This is a genomic window from Corynebacterium fournieri (assembly GCF_030408775.1).
Taxonomy (GTDB): domain Bacteria; phylum Actinomycetota; class Actinomycetes; order Mycobacteriales; family Mycobacteriaceae; genus Corynebacterium; species Corynebacterium fournieri.
The window spans coordinates 1,269,751-1,291,595 of sequence record NZ_CP047210.1 but is presented as its reverse complement, the minus strand read 5'-3'; the positions used below and the strand labels follow the sequence as shown (position 1 = coordinate 1,291,595).

The 21,845-nt window shown below is 66.0% G+C and carries 22 protein-coding genes; 16 read left to right on the top strand and 6 right to left on the bottom strand.

All coding sequences use genetic code 11. From position 1 onward, the window contains the following. The first annotated feature begins 43 nt into the window (after positions 1-43). The 3 genes from efp (at position 44) to CFOUR_RS06265 (ending at position 2,184) form a co-directional block, all read left to right on the top strand. On the top strand, positions 44-607 hold the full coding sequence (gene efp / locus CFOUR_RS06275; RefSeq protein WP_085958046.1) for an elongation factor P: 564 nt from the start codon (positions 44-46) through the stop codon (positions 605-607). Then, on the top strand, positions 607-1,227 hold the full coding sequence (gene nusB, locus CFOUR_RS06270; protein ID WP_085958045.1) for a transcription antitermination factor NusB: 621 nt from the start codon (positions 607-609) through the stop codon (positions 1,225-1,227). The genes efp and nusB overlap by 1 nt, the downstream gene beginning before the upstream one ends. Positions 1,228-1,341: 114 nt before the next feature. Then, positions 1,342-2,184 carry a PPK2 family polyphosphate kinase gene (locus tag CFOUR_RS06265; RefSeq protein WP_085958044.1) on the top strand — a complete coding sequence of 281 codons (843 nt, stop codon included), beginning with the start codon at positions 1,342-1,344 and terminating at the stop codon, positions 2,182-2,184. Here CFOUR_RS06265 and CFOUR_RS06260 read toward each other — a convergent pair. The 3 genes from CFOUR_RS06260 to CFOUR_RS06250 are packed head-to-tail and all read right to left on the bottom strand — an operon-like array spanning position 2,181 to position 4,479. Next, positions 2,181-2,669 carry a YbjN domain-containing protein gene (locus tag CFOUR_RS06260; protein ID WP_179154850.1) on the bottom strand — a complete coding sequence of 163 codons (489 nt, stop codon included), beginning with the start codon at positions 2,667-2,669 and terminating at the stop codon, positions 2,181-2,183. The genes CFOUR_RS06265 and CFOUR_RS06260 overlap by 4 nt on opposite strands. Beyond that, the gene (locus CFOUR_RS06255; RefSeq protein ID WP_230471848.1) at positions 2,666-3,151 is read right to left on the bottom strand and encodes a type III secretion system chaperone family protein; all 486 of its coding nucleotides are present in this window, start codon (positions 3,149-3,151) and stop codon (positions 2,666-2,668) included. The genes CFOUR_RS06260 and CFOUR_RS06255 overlap by 4 nt, the downstream gene beginning before the upstream one ends. Continuing rightward, entirely contained in the window at positions 3,148-4,479 is a 1,332-nt protein-coding gene (locus CFOUR_RS06250) for a TIGR01777 family oxidoreductase (RefSeq protein ID WP_085958043.1), read from the bottom strand. The genes CFOUR_RS06255 and CFOUR_RS06250 overlap by 4 nt, the downstream gene beginning before the upstream one ends. Positions 4,480-4,613: 134 nt before the next feature. Between CFOUR_RS06250 and pyrR the strand changes: the two genes are divergently transcribed. From pyrR to metK, 11 genes are all read left to right on the top strand, one after another. After that, a complete protein-coding gene (gene pyrR, locus CFOUR_RS06245) occupies positions 4,614-5,174 on the top strand; it encodes a bifunctional pyr operon transcriptional regulator/uracil phosphoribosyltransferase PyrR (RefSeq protein WP_085958042.1) in 561 nt (186 codons plus the stop codon). A gap of 10 nt (positions 5,175-5,184) precedes the next feature. Further along, positions 5,185-6,132, top strand: coding sequence for an aspartate carbamoyltransferase catalytic subunit (locus CFOUR_RS06240; RefSeq protein WP_085958041.1), 948 nt, complete (start codon positions 5,185-5,187; stop codon positions 6,130-6,132). Further along, positions 6,129-7,412 carry a dihydroorotase gene (locus CFOUR_RS06235; protein ID WP_290179057.1) on the top strand — a complete coding sequence of 428 codons (1,284 nt, stop codon included), beginning with the start codon at positions 6,129-6,131 and terminating at the stop codon, positions 7,410-7,412. Before CFOUR_RS06240 ends, CFOUR_RS06235 begins: the two co-directional genes overlap by 4 nt. After that, positions 7,412-8,563, top strand: a complete 1,152-nt coding sequence (gene carA, locus CFOUR_RS06230; protein WP_290179056.1) for a glutamine-hydrolyzing carbamoyl-phosphate synthase small subunit — start codon at positions 7,412-7,414, stop codon at positions 8,561-8,563. Before CFOUR_RS06235 ends, carA begins: the two co-directional genes overlap by 1 nt. A 21-nt stretch (positions 8,564-8,584) precedes the next feature. Continuing rightward, positions 8,585-11,944, top strand: coding sequence for a carbamoyl-phosphate synthase large subunit (carB, locus tag CFOUR_RS06225; protein WP_085958038.1), 3,360 nt, complete (start codon positions 8,585-8,587; stop codon positions 11,942-11,944). Then, positions 11,945-12,763 carry an orotidine-5'-phosphate decarboxylase gene (gene pyrF, locus CFOUR_RS06220; RefSeq protein ID WP_085958037.1) on the top strand — a complete coding sequence of 273 codons (819 nt, stop codon included), beginning with the start codon at positions 11,945-11,947 and terminating at the stop codon, positions 12,761-12,763. It abuts the gene before it with no gap. 223 nt (positions 12,764-12,986) lie between these two features. Then, a complete protein-coding gene (gene mihF / locus CFOUR_RS06215; protein ID WP_085958490.1) occupies positions 12,987-13,310 on the top strand; it encodes an integration host factor, actinobacterial type in 324 nt (107 codons plus the stop codon). Between the two features lie 2 nt (positions 13,311-13,312). Next, positions 13,313-13,900 (top strand): guanylate kinase, encoded by a 588-nt coding sequence (gmk, locus tag CFOUR_RS06210; RefSeq protein ID WP_085958036.1) that lies wholly within the window; start codon positions 13,313-13,315, stop codon positions 13,898-13,900. Positions 13,901-13,915: 15 nt separating this feature from the next. Beyond that, positions 13,916-14,230, top strand: coding sequence for a DNA-directed RNA polymerase subunit omega (gene rpoZ, locus CFOUR_RS06205; RefSeq protein ID WP_413540786.1), 315 nt, complete (start codon positions 13,916-13,918; stop codon positions 14,228-14,230). A gap of 100 nt (positions 14,231-14,330) precedes the next feature. Next, a complete protein-coding gene (gene coaBC / locus CFOUR_RS06200; protein WP_085958488.1) occupies positions 14,331-15,566 on the top strand; it encodes a bifunctional phosphopantothenoylcysteine decarboxylase/phosphopantothenate--cysteine ligase CoaBC in 1,236 nt (411 codons plus the stop codon). A 141-nt stretch (positions 15,567-15,707) separates the two neighbouring features. After that, complete coding sequence (metK, locus tag CFOUR_RS06195) at positions 15,708-16,925, top strand: methionine adenosyltransferase (RefSeq protein ID WP_085958035.1); 1,218 nt, start codon at positions 15,708-15,710, stop codon at positions 16,923-16,925. Here metK and CFOUR_RS06190 read toward each other — a convergent pair. The 3 genes from CFOUR_RS06190 to CFOUR_RS06180 are packed head-to-tail and all read right to left on the bottom strand — an operon-like array spanning position 16,922 to position 19,159. Beyond that, on the bottom strand, positions 16,922-17,803 hold the full coding sequence (locus CFOUR_RS06190; protein WP_085958034.1) for a hypothetical protein: 882 nt from the start codon (positions 17,801-17,803) through the stop codon (positions 16,922-16,924). The two genes, metK and CFOUR_RS06190, sit on opposite strands and share 4 nt — an antisense overlap. 3 nt (positions 17,804-17,806) lie before the next feature. Further along, complete coding sequence (locus tag CFOUR_RS06185; protein WP_085958033.1) at positions 17,807-18,187, bottom strand: hypothetical protein; 381 nt, start codon at positions 18,185-18,187, stop codon at positions 17,807-17,809. A gap of 18 nt (positions 18,188-18,205) precedes the next feature. Then, complete coding sequence (locus CFOUR_RS06180) at positions 18,206-19,159, bottom strand: polysaccharide deacetylase family protein (protein ID WP_179154849.1); 954 nt, start codon at positions 19,157-19,159, stop codon at positions 18,206-18,208. Positions 19,160-19,292: 133 nt separating this feature from the next. Here CFOUR_RS06180 and CFOUR_RS06175 point away from each other — a divergent pair, with 133 nt between their 5' ends. Together CFOUR_RS06175 and def are read left to right on the top strand one after the other, a co-directional pair. Continuing rightward, positions 19,293-21,302, top strand: a complete 2,010-nt coding sequence (locus CFOUR_RS06175) for a primosomal protein N' (RefSeq protein ID WP_290179055.1) — start codon at positions 19,293-19,295, stop codon at positions 21,300-21,302. 38 nt (positions 21,303-21,340) lie between these two features. Continuing rightward, on the top strand, positions 21,341-21,832 hold the full coding sequence (gene def / locus CFOUR_RS06170; protein WP_290179054.1) for a peptide deformylase: 492 nt from the start codon (positions 21,341-21,343) through the stop codon (positions 21,830-21,832). The last annotated feature ends 13 nt before the right edge of the window (positions 21,833-21,845 follow it).

Genomic DNA, 21,845 nt, shown 5'->3' with positions numbered 1-21,845 from the left:
GTGTTTGCACACGTCCCGACACTCCCAGGAGGAAGGTACTCACATGGCAACTACCGCCGATTTCAAGAACGGCCTGGTGCTGAAGAACGAAGGCAAGCTGCAGCAGATTGTCGAGTTTCAGCACGTCAAGCCCGGCAAGGGCCCGGCGTTCGTGCGCACGAAGCTCAAGGACGTCGTCTCCGGCAAGACCGTGGACAAGACCTTCAACGCTGGTGTGAAGGTGGAGACCGCGACGGTGGACCGCCGCGACATGACCTACCTCTACAACGACGGCACCAACTACGTCGTGATGGACGACAAGACCTTCGAGCAGTACGAGCTGCCGGCCGAGAAGTTCGGCGACGCTGCCCGCTTCCTGCTGGAGAACATGCGCGTGCAGGTTTCCTTCCACGACGGTGACGCGCTGTTCGCCGAGCTGCCGATCTCTGTGGACCTGAAGATCGAGCACACCGAGCCGGGCCTGCAGGGCGACCGCTCCTCCGGCGGCACCAAGCCGGCCACCCTGGAAACCGGTGCCGAGATCCAGGTGCCACTGTTCCTGGAGACGGGCAACGTGGTCAAGGTGGACACCCGCACCGGCGAGTACCTCTCCCGCGTGAACAACTAATGCCCGATTACAAGCGACACGGCGCACGCTACCGCGCGCGCCGCCGGGCAGTAGACATCCTCTTCGAGGCCGAGACGCGCGACATCGACCCGGTGTCCATCGTGGAAGAACGCGCGCAGCTTTCCCAGGATCCGGCTAACGCCGTCGCGCCGGTGGCGGATTACACCCGCATTATTGTGGCTGGTGCCGCGGAGAAGCTAGACGACCTCGACGACGCGATCGAGCGCCACCTCTCGGAAGACTGGGAGCTGTTCCGTCTTCCAGCGGTGGACCGCCAGATCCTGCGCGTGGCCGCATGGGAGATCCTCTTCAACGACGAGGTTGACGCCCCGATCTCCATCAAGGAGGGCGTCGAGATGGCCGCCGAGTACTCCGGGGTCGACGCAGCGCCGTACATCAACGTCGTGCTCGACGGCGTTGCCCAGCGCACGGCCACGAACGCGCCGTTTGCCAGCGAGGAGGCCGAAGACGCCTACGCCGTGGACGAGGACGACGCACCTGCAGCCAGGGAACCGGATACGGACCTCGAGGACGAGGCTGCGGATAAGGCGCGCGAGGTCGCCGAATCCACCGAGGACCTGGAGGCCGGGGAACCGGCGCCAGACGAACCCCGCGGCTAGTCCTGGGGCCCGGCAGAAAGTCGAGCATAGGAGGTCGAGTACATGCCCCATTGAGGGGCGTACTCGACCTCCTTTACTCGACTTCCAGACCGCACACCAACGAAAGGAACCGAGATGTCCAAACTCACCGTCGAAGAAGCGCAGCAGTTCAAGGTGGGCCCAGATTTCCAGCTCGCGGATGTGGACCCGGCGGACACTCCCGACGCGTCCGACGTGGACGAGGCGTTCCACACCTACGACGACGAGCTGGAAGAGCTGCAGGAGATGCTCTACGCCAACGGCCGCGCGGACAACGACGACGCCGGGTCCGTGCTGTTGGTGCTGCAGGGCATGGATACTTCGGGCAAGGGTGGCATTGTCCGCCACGTCATCGGCGAGACGATGGATTTGCAGGGCGTGCACGTGCAAGCGTTTGGCCGGCCGACGGAAGAGGAGGCGGCGCACGACTTTTTGTGGCGTTTCACTGCGCACCTGCCTGAGCCCGGACAGATCGCTGTGTTCGACCGCTCCCACTACGAGGATGTGCTGGTGCAGCGCGTAAAGCAGATGGCGCCGCCGGAGGAGATTGAGCGCCGGTACGGCGCTATCGTCGAGTTCGAAAACGAGCTCGCCGCCAGCGGCACGAAGATTATCAAGGTCATGCCGCACATTTCCCGCGAGTTTCAGGCGGAGAATTTGAAGGAGCGCATCGAGCGTCCGGACAAGCACTGGAAGTACAACCCGTCCGACATCGACGACCGCAAGTTGTGGAGCCAGTTCATGGCCGCCTACCAGATCGCCATGACGCGCACGTCCACCGAGGTTGCGCCGTGGTACTGCGTGCCGTCGGACAACAAGACGTACTGCCGCAGTGTGGTCAAGGCGCTGCTTTACGACGCTCTAAAGTCGCTCAACCTCGAGTGGCCAGCCGCCGACTTCGACGCCGAGGTCGAATTGGAGCGGCTGAAAAACTCCTAGTTGTCGGAGCTGTCGGCGTCGCTGCGGGAGTCCTCGGCCGGCGCGACGCCCGCGGCCTCGGCCTGCTTCTGAATCTCGCCGACGAGTGCGCGCATGGCGTCCTGCGTTTCCAGCACGCCGTTCACGGCGGCCTTCAGTGCGCCCGAGAGCTGCTCGTCCGCGAGCCCGGCGCCGACCTGGACCTCGGACTCCGTGCGCACGACGAGGTTTTCGGTGCGGTTGACCACCAAGGCGCGGGCGTCGAGGTAAGAGCTGTTGACCTGGTTCGCCGCGAGGTAGAGCGTGGCATCCGGGGTGTCTGCGGGGGTATCCGTGACGGAGTCGGCGCGGACGATGAGCACCGAGTCGAGCAGCACGAACAGCAGGTTGTAGCCGTTGACGTTGGCGTGGCCCGCGCGGCCCGAGGGGTCGTCGGAGACCTCCACGTCGTGGCCTGCCATGGCCTTGATGACGCGGTCGATGGTCACAAGAGTTGCGTTGCTCATTGCTGCGGTTCCTCCCAGTTGACGACGGTGGGGAAAGTGCTCTTGAGAAATTCGAACGCCCGCAAGGTTGCGTCGATGGAGCTGACGATGAAGGCGCCGAGCTGGTTGAAGGACGCACCTTCGGCGACGCGCATTGCGCGGATGGCGCTGACCGCCAACTTGTCCTCGCCGCGTTCGAAGAAGCGCAGGGTGGGCGCGAAGTGCGATTGGTTGTGCTCGTTGCAGGCGTAGAGCACCTTGGGGGCGAGGTCGCGGGGGAACTCGCCGCGCCACAGCGCCTCGAAAATGAGGTGGTCGCCGTCGATGGCGATGACGATCGCGGCGTTGATGAAGCCGGATCGCACGACCTTGTCTTCGATGCGGTACTCGAGGTTTTCTTCCTCGAAGATCGCGGCGACGGCCTCCGGCGTGACCGTTTCGATCACGTTGCGTTCGGGGTGCTCGCTCGGCTGGACCGGCTCTTCGGTGTTGTCTGTAGTCACCCTTGCGAGACTAGCAGCTGCTCCCGGCCCAGTTCGTGGCGCAGTGCCGCCTCGAGGGTGGGGTAGCGCATCTGCCAGCCGCGCTCAGCGGCGACGGTGGGCACGACCCGCTGGTCCGCCAGCGCCAACTCGTGCGCGCCCTCGTCTCCGAGCAGCAGCTTCGGGCCGAACGCCGGGATGGCCAGAAGATTCGGACGGTGCAGCAGCGCGGCCAGGGCAGCGGACATCTCCGCGTTGGTTACAGGCTCCGGGGAGGTGGCGTTGACGGGGCCCGACACCGTGGTGTCGAGCAGCGCGCGGACGTAGAAGTCCGTCAGGTCGTCCAGCGCCACCCAGCTCATCCAGAAGTCGCCTGCGCCGAACTGGGCGGTCAACCCGGCGTTCACGCTCGCTTTGAGCACCGGCAGCAGTCCACCGGCGCCGGAAAGCGCCAGGCCGGTGCGGATGTGCACGGTGCGAAGCCCCTCGACGCGGGCGGCTTCTTCCCAAGCCTCGCACACTTCCGCGAGGAACCCTTCGCCCGGACCGTCGGCTTCGGTGTGGGGGAAGCTGCCGGCGTCGGTGCCGTAGTAGCCGACGGCGGAGGCGCCGACGAACACCTCGACGCCCGAATCCGCGGCCAGCCGGGCGAGTTTTCGGGTCGGCTCCACGCGCGAATCCTGGATCTTGCGCTTTTTCTCGTCGGTGAACCTGCCCATGATGGTCTCGCCGGCGAGGTGCACGACAGCGTCAACACCGCGCAGGAGATCGGGGGAGGGGTTGTCCATCTCCCAGTGGCGCTCGCCTGGGCCGGCAGCACCGCGCACCAGCGGGATCACTGTGTGGCCGGCGGTGGTCAACTGCGCGCGCAGGTGCGTGCCCACTAGGCCGCTGGAGCCGGTCATGGCCACCGTTTTCGGTGCTGTGCGGGGCAAAGATGCGATGAACTTCAGGTCTTCAAGCAGTTGGCGCTGGCGGTAGGCCCAGGCTGGGCGGAGCAGGGGTTCGGGGATGCGGGCGGAGACGTCGTCGATAAGCAGTGTGCCTTGGCCCGCGTCCTCGAACCGGTGCACGTGGCGCCACTGCGTCGCGGCGCGCACCGGCTGGTTGGCCGCAACATCGGTGAACTGGTGGCCGGCGACGTAGCCGCTATCCAGGTGGCGCGCGACCCATTGCTGGCCGGCGGGCAGCGAAAACACGGTGGTGCCGCTGCGTATCGACGCAGCTTCGCGCGCCACCCGCATCGGCAAAAACCCGGGCGTGAGCCGTGTGACGGCGCCGGGGCGGGTGTGCCACCGCCAGACGGTGTCGCGGTCGAAGGGGAGCGTGTGCTCGGCATGGATGCCCATGGTTGGAATCCTTCACGGTTGAGAAGTGCAGCTGCTAAGGTGAAACGCGGTCCCAAGACTACATCTGGCCCCGGCAGGCGGGGTCGGCTCGAAATCCTTTAAATTCCGCACTGTGAGGCGGGGAAGGAGGTTCGATGAGTGGAAACGAACGGTCGACCGTCGAGTTGTTGAACGCTCAGGACGTTGTCCGCACTGTTGCACGCATCGCGCACCAGATCATCGAGAAAACGGCACTGGACGACGCTGCCAGCCCGCAAATTGTGCTGCTGGGCATCCCCTCTGGAGGCGTGCCGCTGGCGCAGCGCATCGCTGAAGCCGTGGAGGAATTTTCCGGGGTGGCAATCCCCGTGGGCAGCTTGGACGTCACGCTCTACCGCGACGACTTGCGCAACCGGCCCCACCGCGCGCTGCGGCCCACCAACGTCCCGGTCGACATCGACGGGGCAGTGGTCATTCTGGTCGACGACGTGCTCTACTCCGGGCGCACCATCCGCGCCGCGTTGGACTCTCTGCGCGATATCGGCCGCCCCAGCGCAATCCAATTGGCGGTCCTGGTCGACCGTGGCCACCGCGAACTGCCCATCCGCGCGGACTACGTGGGCAAAAACATCCCCACCTCAAAGGACGAGGACGTCACGGTTTCGCTGACGCCGCTCGACGCCGAGGACCGCGTTGCCCTGATTCGGGCTGACTAGGGAGACATCAATGAAGCACCTCATCGACATTGCAGACCTCACCCGCGACGAGATCGTCGGCTTGATGGACGAGGCCGACCGGTTCCGCGAGGCGTTGGACGGCCGCGAAATCAAGAAGCTGCCCACCCTGCGCGGGCGCACGGTGATGACCCTGTTCTACGAAAACTCCACACGCACCCGCTCCTCCTTCGAAACGGCGGGCAAGTGGATGAGCGCAGACGTGATCAATCTGTCTGCGTCGTCGTCTTCGGTGAAAAAGGGCGAGTCGCTCAAAGACACCGCCTCCGCGCTCGAGGCCGTGGGCGCCGACGCAATTATCATGCGCCACCCGGCCTCCGGCGCGGCGCAGCTGCTGAGGAAGTGGCTGCCGGAGACGAGCATCATCAACGCCGGCGACGGCCAGCACCAGCACCCGACCCAGGCGTTGCTGGACGCGGTGACGATGCGCCAGCACATCGGCGACGTGGCTGGCAAGACCGTCCTCATCGTCGGCGACATCCTCCACTCGCGTGTGGCGCGGTCCAACGTGGACCTGCTGCACACGCTGGGCGCTGAAGTCGTGCTGGTGGCTCCGCCGACGCTTCTGCCCACCGGGGTGGAGTTCTGGCCGGCGCGCGTCGCCTACGACTTCGACGCCGAGATCGAACAGGCGGACGTGGTGATGATGCTGCGCGTGCAGGCCGAGCGCATGCAGGGCGGGTTCTTCCCGTCGCACCGCGAGTACGCCACCTTGTACGGCCTGAGCAAGGATCGCGCGGATCGCATGAAGGACTCCGCGCTGATCATGCACCCGGGCCCCATGCTGCGCGGCATGGAAATCAACTTCGACGTCGCGGACCGCGACAACGCCGTGGTGCTGGGCCAGGTGTCGAACGGCGTGTACACACGCATGGCCGTGCTGTTTACCCTGCTCTCCGGATCCGGTGAGAGCGGCAATGAGGAAGGAGCCTCCAAGTGACTACGCTCGCGCTCAACAACGTCCGGCCGTACGGCGAGGACGAGACCAACATTCTTATCGACGTCGAAGACGGCGTCATCGACTCCATGGGTGAAAACCCATTCGACGACGCCGACGAGGTTGTGGACTGCGGCGGCAACGTTTTGCTGCCGGGCCTGGTTGATATGCACGTGCACCTGCGCGAGCCGGGACGCGAGGACACCGAGACCATCGCCACCGGCTCCGACGCCGCTGCCAAAGGCGGGTTTACCGCGGTGTTTACGATGGCCAACACCAACCCGGTAATTGACCAGCCGTTTTTGGCTGAGGCGGTGTGGGATAAAGGCCAGGTGTACGGCAAGTGCGACGTCTACCCGGTCGGCTCCATCACCCAAGGCCTCAAGGGCGAACAGCTCACCGAGATCGGACTGATGGCGCGCAGCGGCGTGCGCATGTTCTCCGACGACGGCAAGTGCGTCAACGACCCGCAGCTGATGCGGCGCGCAATCGAGTACGCAAAGGCGCATGACGTGGTGCTTGCGCAGCACGCCGAGGACCACCGCATGACTGTCGGTGCCGCCGCACACGAAGGCGAGCAGGCCGCCCGCCTGGGGCTGCGCGGTTGGCCGCGTGTCGCTGAGGAATCCATCGTGGCGCGCGACGCGATCATGACCCGCGACTACGGCGGGCGCTACCACCTGTGCCACGCGTCGACGGAAGGCACAGTAGAGCTGCTGCGCTTTGCTAAGTCCCAGGGAATCGAGGTCACCGCCGAGGTCACCCCGCACCACCTCCTGCTCACCGACGAAAAGCTGGCGAGCTACGACGGCCTGTTCCGCGTCAACCCGCCGCTGCGCGAGTCACGCGACGCCGAGGCGCTCAAGCAGGCGCTTCTCGACGGCACCGTCGACGTGGTTGCCACCGACCACGCCCCGCACGGCTCCGAGGACAAATGCGTGGAGTTCGAGCACGCCAAGCCGGGCATGCTCGGGCTGGAAACCTCGCTGGCCGTGGTGCACCGCATCTTTGTGGAGAGCGGATTGGCGGATTGGCGCTTCGTGGCCAAGGTCATGAGTGAGCGTCCCGCCGAAATTCTGCGTCTTGCGGACCAGGGTCGCCCGATCGCTGTGGGCGAGCCGGCGAACCTGGTGCTCGTGGACCCGCAAGCCCCCTGGACCGCACGCGGTGCCGACATGGCGTCCAAGGCCTCCAACACCCCCTACGAAGGCATCGAATTCACCGCGCGCGTAGCTGCCACCTGGCTGCGCGGCAAGACCACTTACATGGAGAAGGATTCCTAATGAGCAACAACCGCACCCCCGCAGTTCTGGTCTTGGCGGACGGCACGTCGTACCCCGGCTACGCGTTCGGCGCGTCGGGCCGCACCCTCGGCGAGGCCGTATTCACCACGGCAATGACCGGCTACCAGGAGACGTTGACGGATCCGTCCTATCACCGCCAGATTGTGGTGGCCACCGCCCCGCAGATCGGCAACACCGGCTGGAACGACGAGGACAGCGAAAGCCACGACGACAGGATCTGGGCCGCAGGCTACGTTATCCGCGACCTGTCGCGCCGCGTGTCCAGCTGGCGGGCCCAGCGCAGCCTCGAAGACGAGATGAAGGCCCAGGGCATCGTCGGCATCTACGGTGTGGACACCCGCAGCCTGGTGCGCCACCTGCGCAACAACGGTTCGATCGCGGCCGGCATTTTCACGGGGGAGGAGGCACTGGAAGACGTCGACAAGCTGCGAGCTCAGCTCAACGAGCCGAACTCGATGGCAGGCGCGGACCTCGCAGGCGAGGTGACCACCAGCCAGCCCTACACCATCCCCGCGCGCGACAAGAAGCGCTTCACCGTGGTGGCCTACGACATGGGCATCAAGATGGCCACGCCGGAGCAGTTCGCCTCCCGCGGAATCGAGACCGTCGTGGTGCCGGCCGACACCCCGTACGACGAGATCGCGCAGTACAACCCCGACGGCGTGTTCATCTCCAACGGCCCCGGCGACCCCGCCACCGCCGACAAAATGGTGGAAATCTCCCGCCAGGTGATTGAGGCGGGCGTACCCCTGTTCGGCATCTGCTTCGGCAACCAGATCCTCGGCCGCGCGCTGGGGCTTCAGACCTACAAGATGAAGTTCGGCCACCGCGGCGTGAACGTACCGGTGAAAAACCACCTCACTGGAAAGATCGACATCACCAGCCAAAACCACGGATTCGCCCTTCAGGCGCCGGAGGGCGTCGGCCCGGGCGGCAAGTTCGACACCGACTTCGGCCCCGCGGTGATCACCCACACCTGCCTCAACGACGGCGTTGTGGAGGGCGTGGCGCTGGAAAACGGGATGGCCTACTCAGTGCAGTACCACCCTGAGTCCGCAGCGGGCCCGCACGACGCGAACCCCCTGTTCGACCAGTTCATCGACCTTATGCAGCAGCACCGGGCGCAGTAAGCAACACCAGGAAGGCAAGATATGAAACGCACAGACATCAACCACGTCCTGGTCATCGGCTCCGGTCCAATCGTGATTGGGCAGGCCTGCGAGTTCGACTACTCCGGCACCCAGGCGTGCCGCGTGCTCAAGGAGGAAGGTCTGCGAGTCACGCTGATCAACTCCAACCCGGCGACGATCATGACCGACCCGGAGTTCGCGGATCACACCTACGTCGAGCCGATTCAGCCCGAATACATCGACCGCATTCTCGCCCGCGAGGCGGAGCAGGGCCACCCGGTGGACGCCATACTGGCCACGCTCGGCGGACAAACAGCTCTCAACGCGGCGATTCAGCTCGATCGCCAGGGCATCCTGGCTAAGCACGGCGTCGAGCTGATCGGCGCGAACATCGACGCCATCGAGCGCGGCGAAGACCGCCAGAAGTTCAAGGACATCGTGGAAAAGATCGGCGGCGAATCCGCCCGCTCTCGCGTGTGCTTCAACATGGACGAGGTCCACGAGACGGTCGCGGAGCTCGGTCTGCCGGTTGTGGTGCGCCCCTCCTTCACCATGGGCGGGCTGGGTTCCGGCCTCGCATTTTCCATGGAGGACCTCGAGCGCATCGCAGGCGACGGCCTCGAGGCCTCCCCGGAGGCGAACGTGCTCATCGAGGAGTCCATTCTGGGCTGGAAGGAGTTCGAGCTCGAGCTCATGCGCGACGGCGACGACAACGTCGTCGTCATCGCCTCCATCGAGAACGTGGACGCGCTTGGCGTGCACACCGGCGACTCTGTGACTGTGGCTCCGGCGCTGACGCTGACGGACCGCGAATACCAAACCATGCGCGACCAGGGCATCGCGATTATCCGCGAGGTCGGCGTTGACACCGGCGGCTGCAACATCCAGTTCGCGGTCAACCCCAACGACGGGCGCATCATCACTATCGAGATGAACCCGCGCGTGTCGCGTTCCTCCGCCCTCGCATCCAAGGCGACCGGTTTCCCGATTGCGAAGATCGCCTCGAAGCTGGCCATCGGCTACACCCTTGATGAGATCACCAACGACATCACTGGAGTGACCCCGGCAGCGTTCGAACCGACGCTCGACTACGTCATTGTGAAGATGCCGCGGTTTACGTTTGAGAAGTTCCCGGGCTCCGACGTCACTTTGGGCACGTCCATGAAGGCCGTCGGCGAGGCAATGGGCATCGGCCGCAACTACATCCAGGGCCTGAACAAGGTCATGCGCTCGATGGAGGACAAGCCGAACGGCTTTTGGACCAAGTCCGACGAGTACATCGCGGGCGAGCGCGCGAGCGACGTGAATGCGGTGCTCGAGGACCTGAAGGTCCCCACCGACAAGCGCCTGTACGACGTTGAGCTCGCGCTGCGCCTCGGCGCCACCGTGGAGCAGGTCTACGAGGCCAGCCACATCGACCCCTGGTTCCTCGCCGAGCTCGAGGGGCTCATCGAGTTCCGCCAGGAGCTTATCGACGCCCCCGTGCTGGACGCCACGCTTCTGCGCGAGGCGAAGACGCTGGGTCTTTCGGATCTGCAGATTGCGGCGCTGCGCCCGGAGCTCGCCGGCGAGGACGGGGTGCGTGCGCTGCGCTGGTCGCTCGGCGTGCACCCGGTGTTTAAGACGGTGGATACCTGCGCAGGTGAATTCGAGGCGCAGACGCCGTACCTGTACTCGGCGTACGAGCTGGACCCGAACGCGGAAAGCGAGGTGCTCACCGGCGCCGGCGAGGATGCGGGCAAGAAGGAAAAGGTGATCATCCTAGGCTCCGGCCCGAACCGCATCGGCCAGGGCATCGAGTTCGACTACTCCTGCGTGCACGCTGCACTTGAGCTGTCGCGCGTGGGCTACGAGACCGTCATGGTCAACTGCAACCCGGAGACCGTCTCCACCGACTACGACACCGCCGATCGCCTCTACTTCGAGCCGCTCACGTTCGAGGACGTGATGGAGATCTACCGCGCCGAGAGCGAGACCGGCACCGTTGCCGGCGTCATCGTCCAGCTCGGCGGCCAGACCCCGCTGGGGCTCGCGCAGAAGCTTGCCGACGCCGGCGTGCCGGTCGTGGGCACCACCCCGGAAGCGATCGACCTGGCGGAAGACCGCGGCGAGTTTGGCACGGTGCTTGAAAATGCGCAGCTGCCGGCACCGCAGTACGGCACCGCCACATCCTTCGTGGGCGCCCGCGAGGTCGCTGCCCGCGTCGGCTACCCGGTGCTGGTGCGCCCCTCCTACGTGCTGGGTGGGCGCGGCATGGAAATCGTCTACGACGAGAACAACCTGCGCGATTACATCGAGCGCGCCACTGAACTGTCGCCGGACCACCCGGTGCTGGTGGACCGGTTCTTGGACAGCGCCATCGAGATCGACGTGGACGTGCTCTGCGACGGCGAGGAGGTCTACCTCGGCGGTGTGATGGAGCACATCGAGGAAGCCGGCATCCACTCCGGCGACTCCGCGTGCGCGTTGCCGCCGATGACGCTGAGCCCCGACGACATCGACAACGTGCGCCGCTCCGCGGAGGCGCTCGCGCACGGCATCGGCGTGAAGGGTCTGATGAATGTCCAGTTCGCGCTCAAGGACGACATCCTGTACGTGATCGAGGCCAACCCGCGCGCCTCCCGCACCGTGCCGTTCGTGTCCAAGGCCACCGGCGTGCACCTGGCCAAGGCCGCCGCGCGTGTGATGATGGGCTCCACGATTGCCCAGCTGCGCAGCGAGGGCCTGATTCCCTCTGGCTACGACGGCGGTTCGCTGCCGCTGGAGCACCCGATCGCGGTGAAGGAAGCAGTGCTGCCGTTTACCCGCTTCCGCCGCCCGGACGGTGCGCTGCTGGACACCATCCTGGGCCCGGAGATGAAGTCCACCGGTGAGGTGATGGGCCTTGCGCCGTCCTTCGGCGTCGCGTACGCGAAGGCGGAAGCGGCGGCGTTCGGCGAGCTGCCCACGGAGGGTACCGTCTTTGTCTCCCTGGCCAACCATGACAAGCGCACGCTGATCTTCCCGATCCAGCGGTTGTCCACGATGGGGTTCAAGGTGTTGGCCACGAAGGGCACCGCCCAGATGCTGCGCCGCAACGGTATCGAGTGCGAAGTGGTGCTCAAGGCGTCCGAGGTCCGCGACGGCGCGGAAGGAAAGTCCATCGTCGACCGCATCTTGGAAGGCGAGATCGACATGGTGCTCAACACGCCGGCAGGTTCGTCCGGGTCGCGCCACGATGGCTACGACATCCGTGCCGCAGCGGTCATCGCCGATGTGCCGATCATGACCAATGTGCAAGGAATCACCGCTGCAGTCCAAGGCATCGAGGCTCTGCGCGCCAAGGAAATTACGGTGACGAGCCTGCAGGAACTCGAGCACGGCAAGACGGCGGACGAGTAAATGGCGAAGCAGATCTTCAGCAACCGGCTCGTTGAGGCGGGCAGCGAGTTCGGCCGGGTGTGCGTGGGCATTGACCCGCACGCCGCGCTGCTTCAGCAGTGGGGGCTTGCGGATACTGTGGACGGCCTCCGGTCGTTCGCGGAGATCTGTGTGGACGCGTTTGCCGGTCACGTCGCCGCAGTCAAGCCTCAAGTGGCGTTTTTCGAGCGCTTCGGCGCTGCGGGCTTTTCCGTGCTCGAAGCGACGCTGGCTGCGCTGCGTGAGCGCGGCACGCTGGTGATTGCAGACGCGAAGCGCGGCGACATCGGCTCCACCATGGCCGGATACGCGTCTGCCTGGTTGGCGCCTGGCGCGCCCTTGGAGGCCGATGCGCTCACGCTGACGCCGTACCTCGGTGTCGGTTCGCTCGCGCCTGCAATTGAGCTCGCGGCGGAGCACGGCAAGGGCGTGTTCGTCATGGCGGCGAACTCGAACCCGGAGGCAGAGGCGTTGCAGACAGGGCTTATCGACGGCCGGATGCTCTCGCAACGGATGGTCGACGAGTGCGCGGAGTACAACCAGGTCGACGGCGTTGGCCACGTCGGTGTGGTCGTCGGCGCCACCGTGAGCACCCCGCCGGTGCTGGACCGCCTCAACGCCCCGGTGCTCATGCCGGGCGTGGGTGCGCAGGGGGCCACGATGGCCGATGCGGAGGCGATTGCCGGCGAAGTTGGACACCTGGTTTTTCCGAGCGTATCGCGCGCAGTGTTGACGGCTGGACCGGACGTGGCTGAGCTGCGCAAACGAGTATCTGACCTGGGAAAACAGCTGAAACGCTAGGGGTTATTTACCGCCCGGCAAAATCCCTGGTAGTTTAGTTCCGTCGCACGGTGACGTGGAGAAATGCGGTGGATAACGCGCTCTGCGGAACTGATGCCGAATAAGCAGTGTTAGACTGTGCGGAACGTGGCGAATTGCACCGATGACATTCGGCGGAGTGCGCCCCGGATCCGGCACATGTCGGACTGGACAAAATGTTCGTAACTATTACATGGAGGAACACGTGGCACTTCCACAGTTGACCGATGAGCAGCGCAAGGCAGCCCTCGAGAAGGCAGCGGAGGCCCGCAAGGCCCGCGCCGAGCTGAAGGCTTCCCTCAAGCGCGGCGAGACCACGCTGCAGGACGTCCTGAACAAGGCTGACACCGACGAGATCATCGGCAAGACCAAGGTCTCCGCTCTCCTCGAGGCTATGCCGAAGGTTGGCAAGGTCAAGGCTCGCGAGATCATGGAGGAGCTGGAGATCGCCCAGACCCGTCGTCTGCGTGGTCTCGGCGACCGTCAGCGTCGCGCGCTGCTCGAGCGCTTCGGCTACGAAGAGAACTAAGCGTGTCCGAGGTGGCTCCCCGCGGTCGGCTGGTCGTGCTGGCCGGCCCGTCTGCGGTGGGTAAGTCGACGGTGGTCAGCCGCCTTCGCGGTGCGGTGCCGGACCTGTATTTCTCGGTGTCGATGACCACGCGCGCTCCGCGCCCGGGTGAGGTGGACGGCAAAGACTACTTCTTTGTCAGCCCCGAGCAATTCCAGGGCCGGATCGATCGTGGGGAGATGCTGGAGTGGGCCGACATTCACGGCGGCTTGCAGCGCTCCGGCACTCCGGCCGGCCCCGTCAATGAGGCTTTGGATGCCGGCCGCCCCGTGCTTGTCGAGGTCGACCTCGTAGGCGCGCGCAACATCAAGCGCCTGCTGCCGGAAGCGAACACCGTTTTTCTGGCTCCGCCGTCCTGGGACATCCTGGTCGAGCGCCTTACCGGTCGCGGCACTGAGACCCCCGAGGTGATTGAGCGTAGGCTCACCACCGCACGGGAGGAGCTCGATGCGCAGGGGGAGTTCGATGTTGTGGTGGTCAACGACGACGTGGACACCGCGGTGGCTTCTATCGCCGATATCCTCCAAGGCACATCTTCCAACAACAGTTAGCGAGTGGGTTTACACGTGAGCAACACAACCAAGGACCTGTCGGAAGCGTCCTCCGCTGAGGAGACGCAGCAGGAGAGCGTCTACGACACGCCGGAGGGCATTACTGCGCCCCCGATCGACGAGCTTTTGACCAAGGTGTCGTCGAAGTACGCGCTCGTCATCTTCGCCGCGAAGCGTGCCCGCCAGATCAACAGCTTCTACCAGAACTCCGAGGACGGCGTCTTCGAGTTCATTGGCCCCCTGGTCTCCCCGGAGCCGGGCGAGAAGCCGTTGTCTATCGCGCTGCGCGAGATTGAGGCTGGTCTACTCGAGCACGAGGAAGGCCAGTAAGGTCCCGCCACTAGCGCCGAGCGCGCTGTTTGCGCCGTAACGTATCCGCCGCCGCCTAGCGATCCCGCTGGGCGGCGGCGGTTTTGTATGCTTGGAGGCCATGAGCGAAGCGTTGCACTCGTCCCGTCCTCTGCGCGTAGTCGTCGGCGTCGCCGGCGGCATCGCGGCCTACAAGGCCTGCCACCTCGTGCGCGATTTCAAAGAACGCGGCGACGAGGTGCGCGTTATCCCCACCGCCAACGCGTTGAACTTCGTGGGGGCGGCGACCTTCGAAGCGCTCAGCGGCAACCCGGTGGATACGGGGGTGTTCACCCGCGTCGACGAGGTGCAGCATGTGCGGCTGGGGCAGGAGGCGGACCTCATCGTTGTCGCCCCTGCCACCGCCGACCTGATGGCCCGTATCGCGGCGGGGCGTGCAGACGATCTGCTCACCTCGACGATCCTCGTGGCTACCTGCCCGGTCGTACTGGCTCCGGCGATGCACACGGAGATGTGGTTGAACCCGGCCACGCAGGCCAACGTGGAGGCGCTGCGCCAGCGCGGCATCTCCGTCATCGAGCCCGCGCACGGCCGGCTCACCGGCAAGGACACCGGGCCGGGACGGTTGCCCGAGCCGCACGTGATTGCCGAGCTGGCCCGCACGGTGCACCAGACAGGTCCGTTGGTTCCGACGCTGGCAGGCAAACGGGTGCTCATCAGCGCTGGCGGGACGCAGGAGAACATCGACCCGGTGCGCTACATCGGCAACCGCTCGTCCGGTAAGCAGGGCTATGCGCTCGGCGATATTGCGGCGCAGCGCGGCGCGGAGGTGACCATCGTCGCCGGTGCGACAGACGAGCTGGAGGCACCGTCCGGCGCGGAGGTGATCAAGGTGCGCTCCACCCGCGAGATGCAGCAAGCGATGGCGCAGCGTGCCCCGCACGCCGACGTTGTTGTCATGGCTGCGGCGGTGGCCGATTTCCGGCCTGAGTCCGAGGCGGAGACGAAGCTGAAAAAGGGCAAGTCCGATGGCGCGTTGTCTACCATCCACCTGGCTGAAAACCCGGACATCCTCAAGGGGCTGGTGCAGATGCGTAAGGCGGGGGAGACTGCGGCGACCATCATCGGTTTTGCGGCGGAGACCGACAACGAACTGGAAAACGGGCGCGCGAAGCTGAAACGCAAGGGGGCAGATCTTCTCATGCTCAACTCGGTTTCGGGCGGTGGAGTGTTCGGCCAGACGCGCAACCGCGGGTGGTTGCTCAGCGCAGACGGGCGTGAAGAGGAGATTCCGGACGGCACGAAGCATGAGGTCGCTGTGCGTATCTGGGATGCGATTGCGCGCCTCGCCCAGTGACATTGCGCATTTAGACAGCTTGGTCTATCGTTGGCTTCACCTTACGACGTGACGTACCCGTGCTAGCCCTGCAACTGCTGAGCTGACCAGCTGGTGCGCCGCAACGCCAATCGTCCGTTCCGACGCGAAGGAAAGACTGCTTTGTCCACCGATACGTACTTCCGCTTCTTTACCAGCGAATCCGTGACCGAGGGCCACCCAGACAAGATCTGCGATGCCATTTCGGACTCCATCCTGGACGACATGCTCTCCCAGGACCCGGATGCGAAGGTGGCCGTGGAAACCTTGGCAACCACCGGTCAGGTACACGTCGCGGGCGAGGTGCGAACTTCCGCCTACTCCAACATTGCGCGAATCGTGCGCGAGAAATTGGTGGAGATCGGGTTCGACTCCTCCGAGGTCGGTTTCGACGGGCGCAGCTGCGGCGTGAACATCGCCATCGGCGATCAGTCGTCTGAGATCCACGACTCGGTGTTGACGTCCCAGGAGGTGCGCCAGAACACGTCGACAGGAGCGGACGATCAGTTGGGCGCCGGCGACCAGGGCTTGATGTTCGGCTACGCCACCGACGAAACACCCGAGTACATGCCGCTGCCAATTTCCACGGCGCACCACCTTGCCCGCCGTCTGTCGCAGGTGCGGCACGAGGGCATCGTGGAGGGGCTGCGCCCGGACGGCAAGACCCAAGTCACCTTCGCCTACGACGGTCAGACTCCCGCGTTCATCGACACCATCGTCATCTCCACGCAGCACGATCCGGACTTCACCGGCGAGTCGCTGGAGTCCGCCCTGCGCGAGCACGTCATCGCTTGGGTGATCAAGGACGCAGGCCTTGAGCGCTACTTCCGCGAGGACACCAAGGTGCTGGTGAACCCGTCTGGTTCTTTCACCCAGGGCGGCCCGATGAGCGATGCCGGTTTGACCGGCCGCAAGATCATCGTGGACACCTATGGCGGCATGGCCCGCCACGGCGGCGGCGCGTTTTCCGGAAAGGATCCGTCGAAAGTGGACCGCTCCGGCGCCTACGCCATGCGCTGGGTGGCCAAGAACATTGTCGCCGCCGGCCTTGCAAAGCGGGTGGAGGTACAGGTGGCGTATGCCATCGGCCGCGCGAACCCGGTCGGCCTGTACGTGGAAACGTTCGGGACTGCCGCCGAGGGGCAGACCGATGAGAGCATCCAGCAGGCCGTGGAGAAGGTTTTCGACCTGCGCCCGGAGGCCATCATCCGCGAGCTGGATCTGAAGCGCCCGATCTATGCGCAGACCGCGGCGTACGGCCACTTCGGCCGCACGGACATCGACGTGCCGTGGGAGCGCACGGACAAAGTTGACGACCTCAAGGCGGCTGCGGGCCTTTAGTCGGCCACCTCGTCTGCGTTTTTGGCTGCCGCCTGGCTGTTCTGCCAGGCGGTTTTTTCCTGTTCGGAGCGCTTGTGGTTGCGCAGCGCAACAACGCCGAGGACGATGCCAACGACCACCGGGACCCAGATCTTCGAGTACTCCGCCAACCACAGCGCCCACTCGGGCACTTCGGGCAAGTTGAGATCCGGCCAGTCGATTGCAGGCAGCGGCAGATCCAGCGAGGGCAGGTCGGGCACCGGCAGGTCCATGTGCGGCGGCTGCCAGTCCGGCAGGTCCCAATCCGGAAAGTCCCAATCCGGGAGCAAGCCCAAGAGCCAACGGAACAGCCGGGAAACCAGGGGCCCGAGCACCAGGACCGCCAGCGCCCAGCCGCCCTTGCCGAGGCCTTCCGCCATGGGGATCAGGGTGCGCTTGAGCTCGCTGGACTCCATGGTTTCGCGCCTGCGGGCTCCGCGCGAGCCGGCGGGCGGGTCGAATTCGACTACGGTGGCGCCTTCGCGAAACTCCACGCTTAACAGCTCATCGAGGCCGCTCGCTCGGATTTTCAGGTGCGGTTTTTGCCGGTTGGTACCCAGGCCCACCGGCGATTCCAGCTCCTGTTTCGGGCCGCTTCCGAACAGCGGCAGGCGGGCGCTGTTCACGTCGTTGTAGCGGTGCTGCACCTCGCCCGCGACGCGCACTTCCATCCGCTCGGTGGGGTTGCCGGCCCACAGATTCACCCGCTGCAGCAGTGAACTGTCCGCGCTGGCCAGCGTGCCACCTTTGTCCTGCTCATCGCCGGGCCAACTCGGGTCTTCCGCGGCGAAGTCGCGGTCGAAGCCGACGCGGACTTCGATCAGGCCGTATTCGGGGTGGTCGAGCCTCCACGTTTCCACCAGCTATCCCTCCGCCTTGCCTTGCGACGAGCTGCCGCGAATCACCCTGGCAAGGCCCGTCGCCGCCGCGCAGGTGGCTATCGCGCCGAGGGCGTAGATGAACGTGCCGTCGTTGAAATACAGCGCCTTGGATATCCAAAAGCCCAATCCGGCAAGCAGCGGCAAGGACAGGGTGGGGCGGAACGCGAAGCCGTCGACAAGCCCGGCGATCGCCGCTACGGCGAAAATGAAGCCGACGAGCAACCACGGGCTGTTTGCGAGGGGGATGAGCAGGAGCGGGCCGAGGACGTACGCGGCGATCATCGCGTAGGGGACCGCCTTGACCCACCCGGTGCGTCCTGCGTTGTCGTCGTTGCTCACGGCGTTGTCGTCTACGTCAGTCACGGCTGGCGAGTGTAGGCGCTAATCGGCTCTCGTGTACACATGACCGGCTTCTGGGCGCGGGATCATCTCGTCGAGGCTGACGGGATTGAGGCCTTTCGCCCGCAGCCCGTCGATGACGCACTCAGCGGCGGCGACGGTGGGCTGGTGGATGTCGTGCATGAGGATGATCGATCCTTCGCGCGCGCCCGCGACGGCCTTTTGACACGTGGTGGCCGTGTTGCGGTGCTGCCAATCAGCGGTGTCGACGTCCCAGGTGGCCAGCGACATGCCGCGGGCTGCCGCAGCCGCGACCACACGCGAGTCGTAGGAGCCGTACGGCGGGCGCAGCCAGCGCGCCTCGACTGTGCCCTTGTCCTTGAGCGCGGCGTTTGTCTCGTCGAGTTGCGCGGCGATGCCGGCGTCGGTCTGCTTGGCCAAATCAGCGTGGGAAAACGAGTGGCTTCCGATGGTGTGGCCCTCGTCGCGGATGCGGCGCACAATCTCCGGATGGGCGTTTGCGTTTTGGCCCAGCACGAAGAAAGTGGCGTGCACGTCCTTGCGCTTGAGTGTGTCGAGGAGCTGTTCGGTTGTGCCGGTCACGGGGCCGTCGTCGTAGGTCACGGCGACGCAGTTGGAGCACCGCGGCGACTCAGGCGGGCGGGAGGGATTATGCGCAGGCGCCACGGCGACACCGGCTGGGGCGTCTGCATCGGCCGGGGTGGCCGGGGCAGGCGGGCGCAGGTGCGGCGGCACGGCCTGCTGCATCTGGCCGGGAAGCCCCTCGTAGGCGCGGCGCCACCCGTCCTCGACAGCCCGGGAGGTGCGCTGGGAGGACCCGGTGGCGAAAGCGGAGCTGGCGTCGATAAGCGAACCAGCGCCTTGTGCAGAGGACACCTGCGCCACCTGCGACGAGTCCGCGCTCGCGGGGGTCGGTGCGAGCACTGCGGCGCAAAGAACTGCGACGGTAGACACGGCGGTGAGCAGACGTTTCATCACGGAGAAAGCTTCTTTCAGGCACGCGAACAAGTGGGATCGGATAGTCCTATTAGTATCCCATCGGGCCTGGCTGTCCGCGACCGGGGCGCGGGCCGGGGCGGTGTCGGGGCGTCGTTTAGAATCCGGGGTCATGTCCGACACACCCGCAGCCGAAGCACCCGTCGCACGCGTGCTGCCCATGCTCGGACTTGCGCACTTGGACCGTCCGTTCGACTACCTCGTGCCGGACACGGATGCAGGTGCTGTTCAGTCGGGGGTGCGGGTGCGCGTGCGGTTCGCGGGGCGGTTAGTCGACGCCATCGTGCTCGAGCGGGCCGCGCAGTCGCGTCACGAGGGCTCGCTGCGCTTCATCGAGCGCGTCATCTCGCCGGAGGTTGTGGCGCCGCAGCGCATGCGCGAGCTTGTCGACGCGCTGGCGGACCGCTACGCCGGAATCAGATCTGACATCTACCGCTCCGCCATCCCGGCGCGCCACGCGAAGGCGGAGGAGACCGATACCAAAACTTCGTGGGATGAGCTGGGGGATGCAAGCGAGCCGGACTTGTCCGCCTGGACTGCGTACGCCTTTGGAGAGTCCTTTGTCGACGCTGTTGTGGGCGGCAAGATCGCGCGTGCGGCGTGGCAGGTGGCGCCAGGCGACGATTGGGCGGCGGGGCTGGCCTGCCTGGCCGCGAAGGTGGCGCTGGACGGCGCCGGTGCGCTGATCGTGGTGCCGGACCAAAAAGACGTCGACGCCTGCGAGGCGGCGTTGCGCGAGATTGTCAGCCCCCGGCAGATTACGACGTTGACCGCCTCCCAAGGACCGCAGGCGCGCTACTCGCGCTACCTGTCGGTGCTGCACGGGCAAGGCCGGATCGTGGTGGGAACCCGCTCGGCCGCATTTGCGCCGGTGAAGAATCTGCGGCTTGCGGTAGTGATGTTCGACGGCGACGACAACCTGGTCGACCCGCGCGCGCCGTACGTGCATGCGCGCGAGGTGCTCACCACGCGTTCGGCGCAGGAGAAGTGCTCGCTGATCATCGGCGGCTTCGCGCGCACGGCGGAGGCACAGCTGCTGGTACAGTCGGGGTGGATGCACGAGCTGGTGGCCCCCCGGCAAACACTTCGCACCCGCTCGCCCTACATCCATGCCGCCGGCGACAGCGACTTTGAGATGGAGCGAGATCCGCGGGCAAAACAGGCCCGCCTGCCGTCGGCGGCGTTCCAGGCTGCGACACAGGCGCTGGAGCGCGGCACACCGGTGTTGTTCCAGGTGCCGCGCACCGGCTACATCCAATCGCTGGCCTGCGGGCAGTGCAGAACACCCGCGCGCTGCAGGTGGTGCAACGGCCCGCTGGGTCTGCCCTCGGGCGGGGAGGCTGCGGCGCCGACGTGTCGCTGGTGCGGGCGGATGGATCCGTCGCACGTGTGCCCGGCGTGCGGTTCGCGCAAGCTGCGGGCTGTCGTCCTCGGCACCGAGCGCACCGCCGAGGAGCTCGGACGGGCCTTTGCCAAGTACAAGGTGATCACCTCTGGCGGCGACAATGTGCGGGCGGAGGTGAACGCGGGCCCGGCGCTCGTCGTGGCCACGCCCGGAGCGGAGCCGCGGGTGGAAGGCGGCTACGGAGCCGCGGTGCTTTTGGATGCGTGGGCGCTGCTGCAGCGGCCCGACCTGCGCGCGGTGGAGGACACGTTTGCCAAGTGGATGGGTGCGGCCACGCTGGTGCAGCCGCACGGATCTGGCGGGGAAGTGGTCGTCGTGGCGGAGCCCTCGCTGCCTGCAGTGCAGCACTTGATTAGGTGGGACGCGCGCGGGTTTGCCGCGCAGGAGCTTGCGTTGCGCAGCGAGGCTCGCTTCCCGCCCGCGGTGCACGTCGCGGTCGTCGATGCCCCGCGCGACGGGCTCGACGAGTTTTTCGCCCGCACCGAACTGCCGGAGCATGCGGAACTGCTCGGCCCGGTGGACTTGCCGCCCGGCGTGCGGCTGCCAGGGGAGTGGAACCGGGAAGCGCTCGGCCCCGCCCAGCGCATCCTCGTGCGCACCCCGTTGGCAGGGCGCACGGCGCTGGGCAAGGCGCTGCGCGCGGGCGCGGTGGCGTGGACGACGTCGAAGCAGGACGTTCCGCTGCGGATCCAGGTCAACCCGGTGGACATCGGCTAGCCGCCTTGCCCGGCGGGCCGGCAGTACACTAGCTGTCCATGGCTATCCGCGACATTCGCCTGTTCGGCGACCCAGTGCTCAACTCCGCCGCCGATCCGGTCACGGTCTTCGACGCCGCGCTTGAGCGTCTTGTGGATGACATGCTCGAAACCATGGACCACGCTGGCGGGGTGGGCTTGGCCGCCAACCAGATCGGCCTGGCGCGACGAATCTTCGTGTTTGACTGCCAAGGCATGCGGGGCCACATTGTCAACCCTGTGTGGCAGCCGGTGAGTGAGGTGCAGCAGACGGGGATTGAGGGCTGTCTGTCTGTGCCGGGAGTGCGCGGAGAGGTCACCCGCCACAACTCCGTTGTCGCCCGCGGCGCCGATTGCTACGGCCGCCCGCTTGCGCTGCGCGGCACAGGGCTGCTGGCCCGCTGCATCCAGCACGAGACGGACCACCTGGACGGGGTGATGTTCATGCAACAGATGGCGCCTGAGCAGCGCAAAGAAGCGATGGCGGCGATCCGCGCTGCCGAGTGGAGCTAGAAGGAGACACACC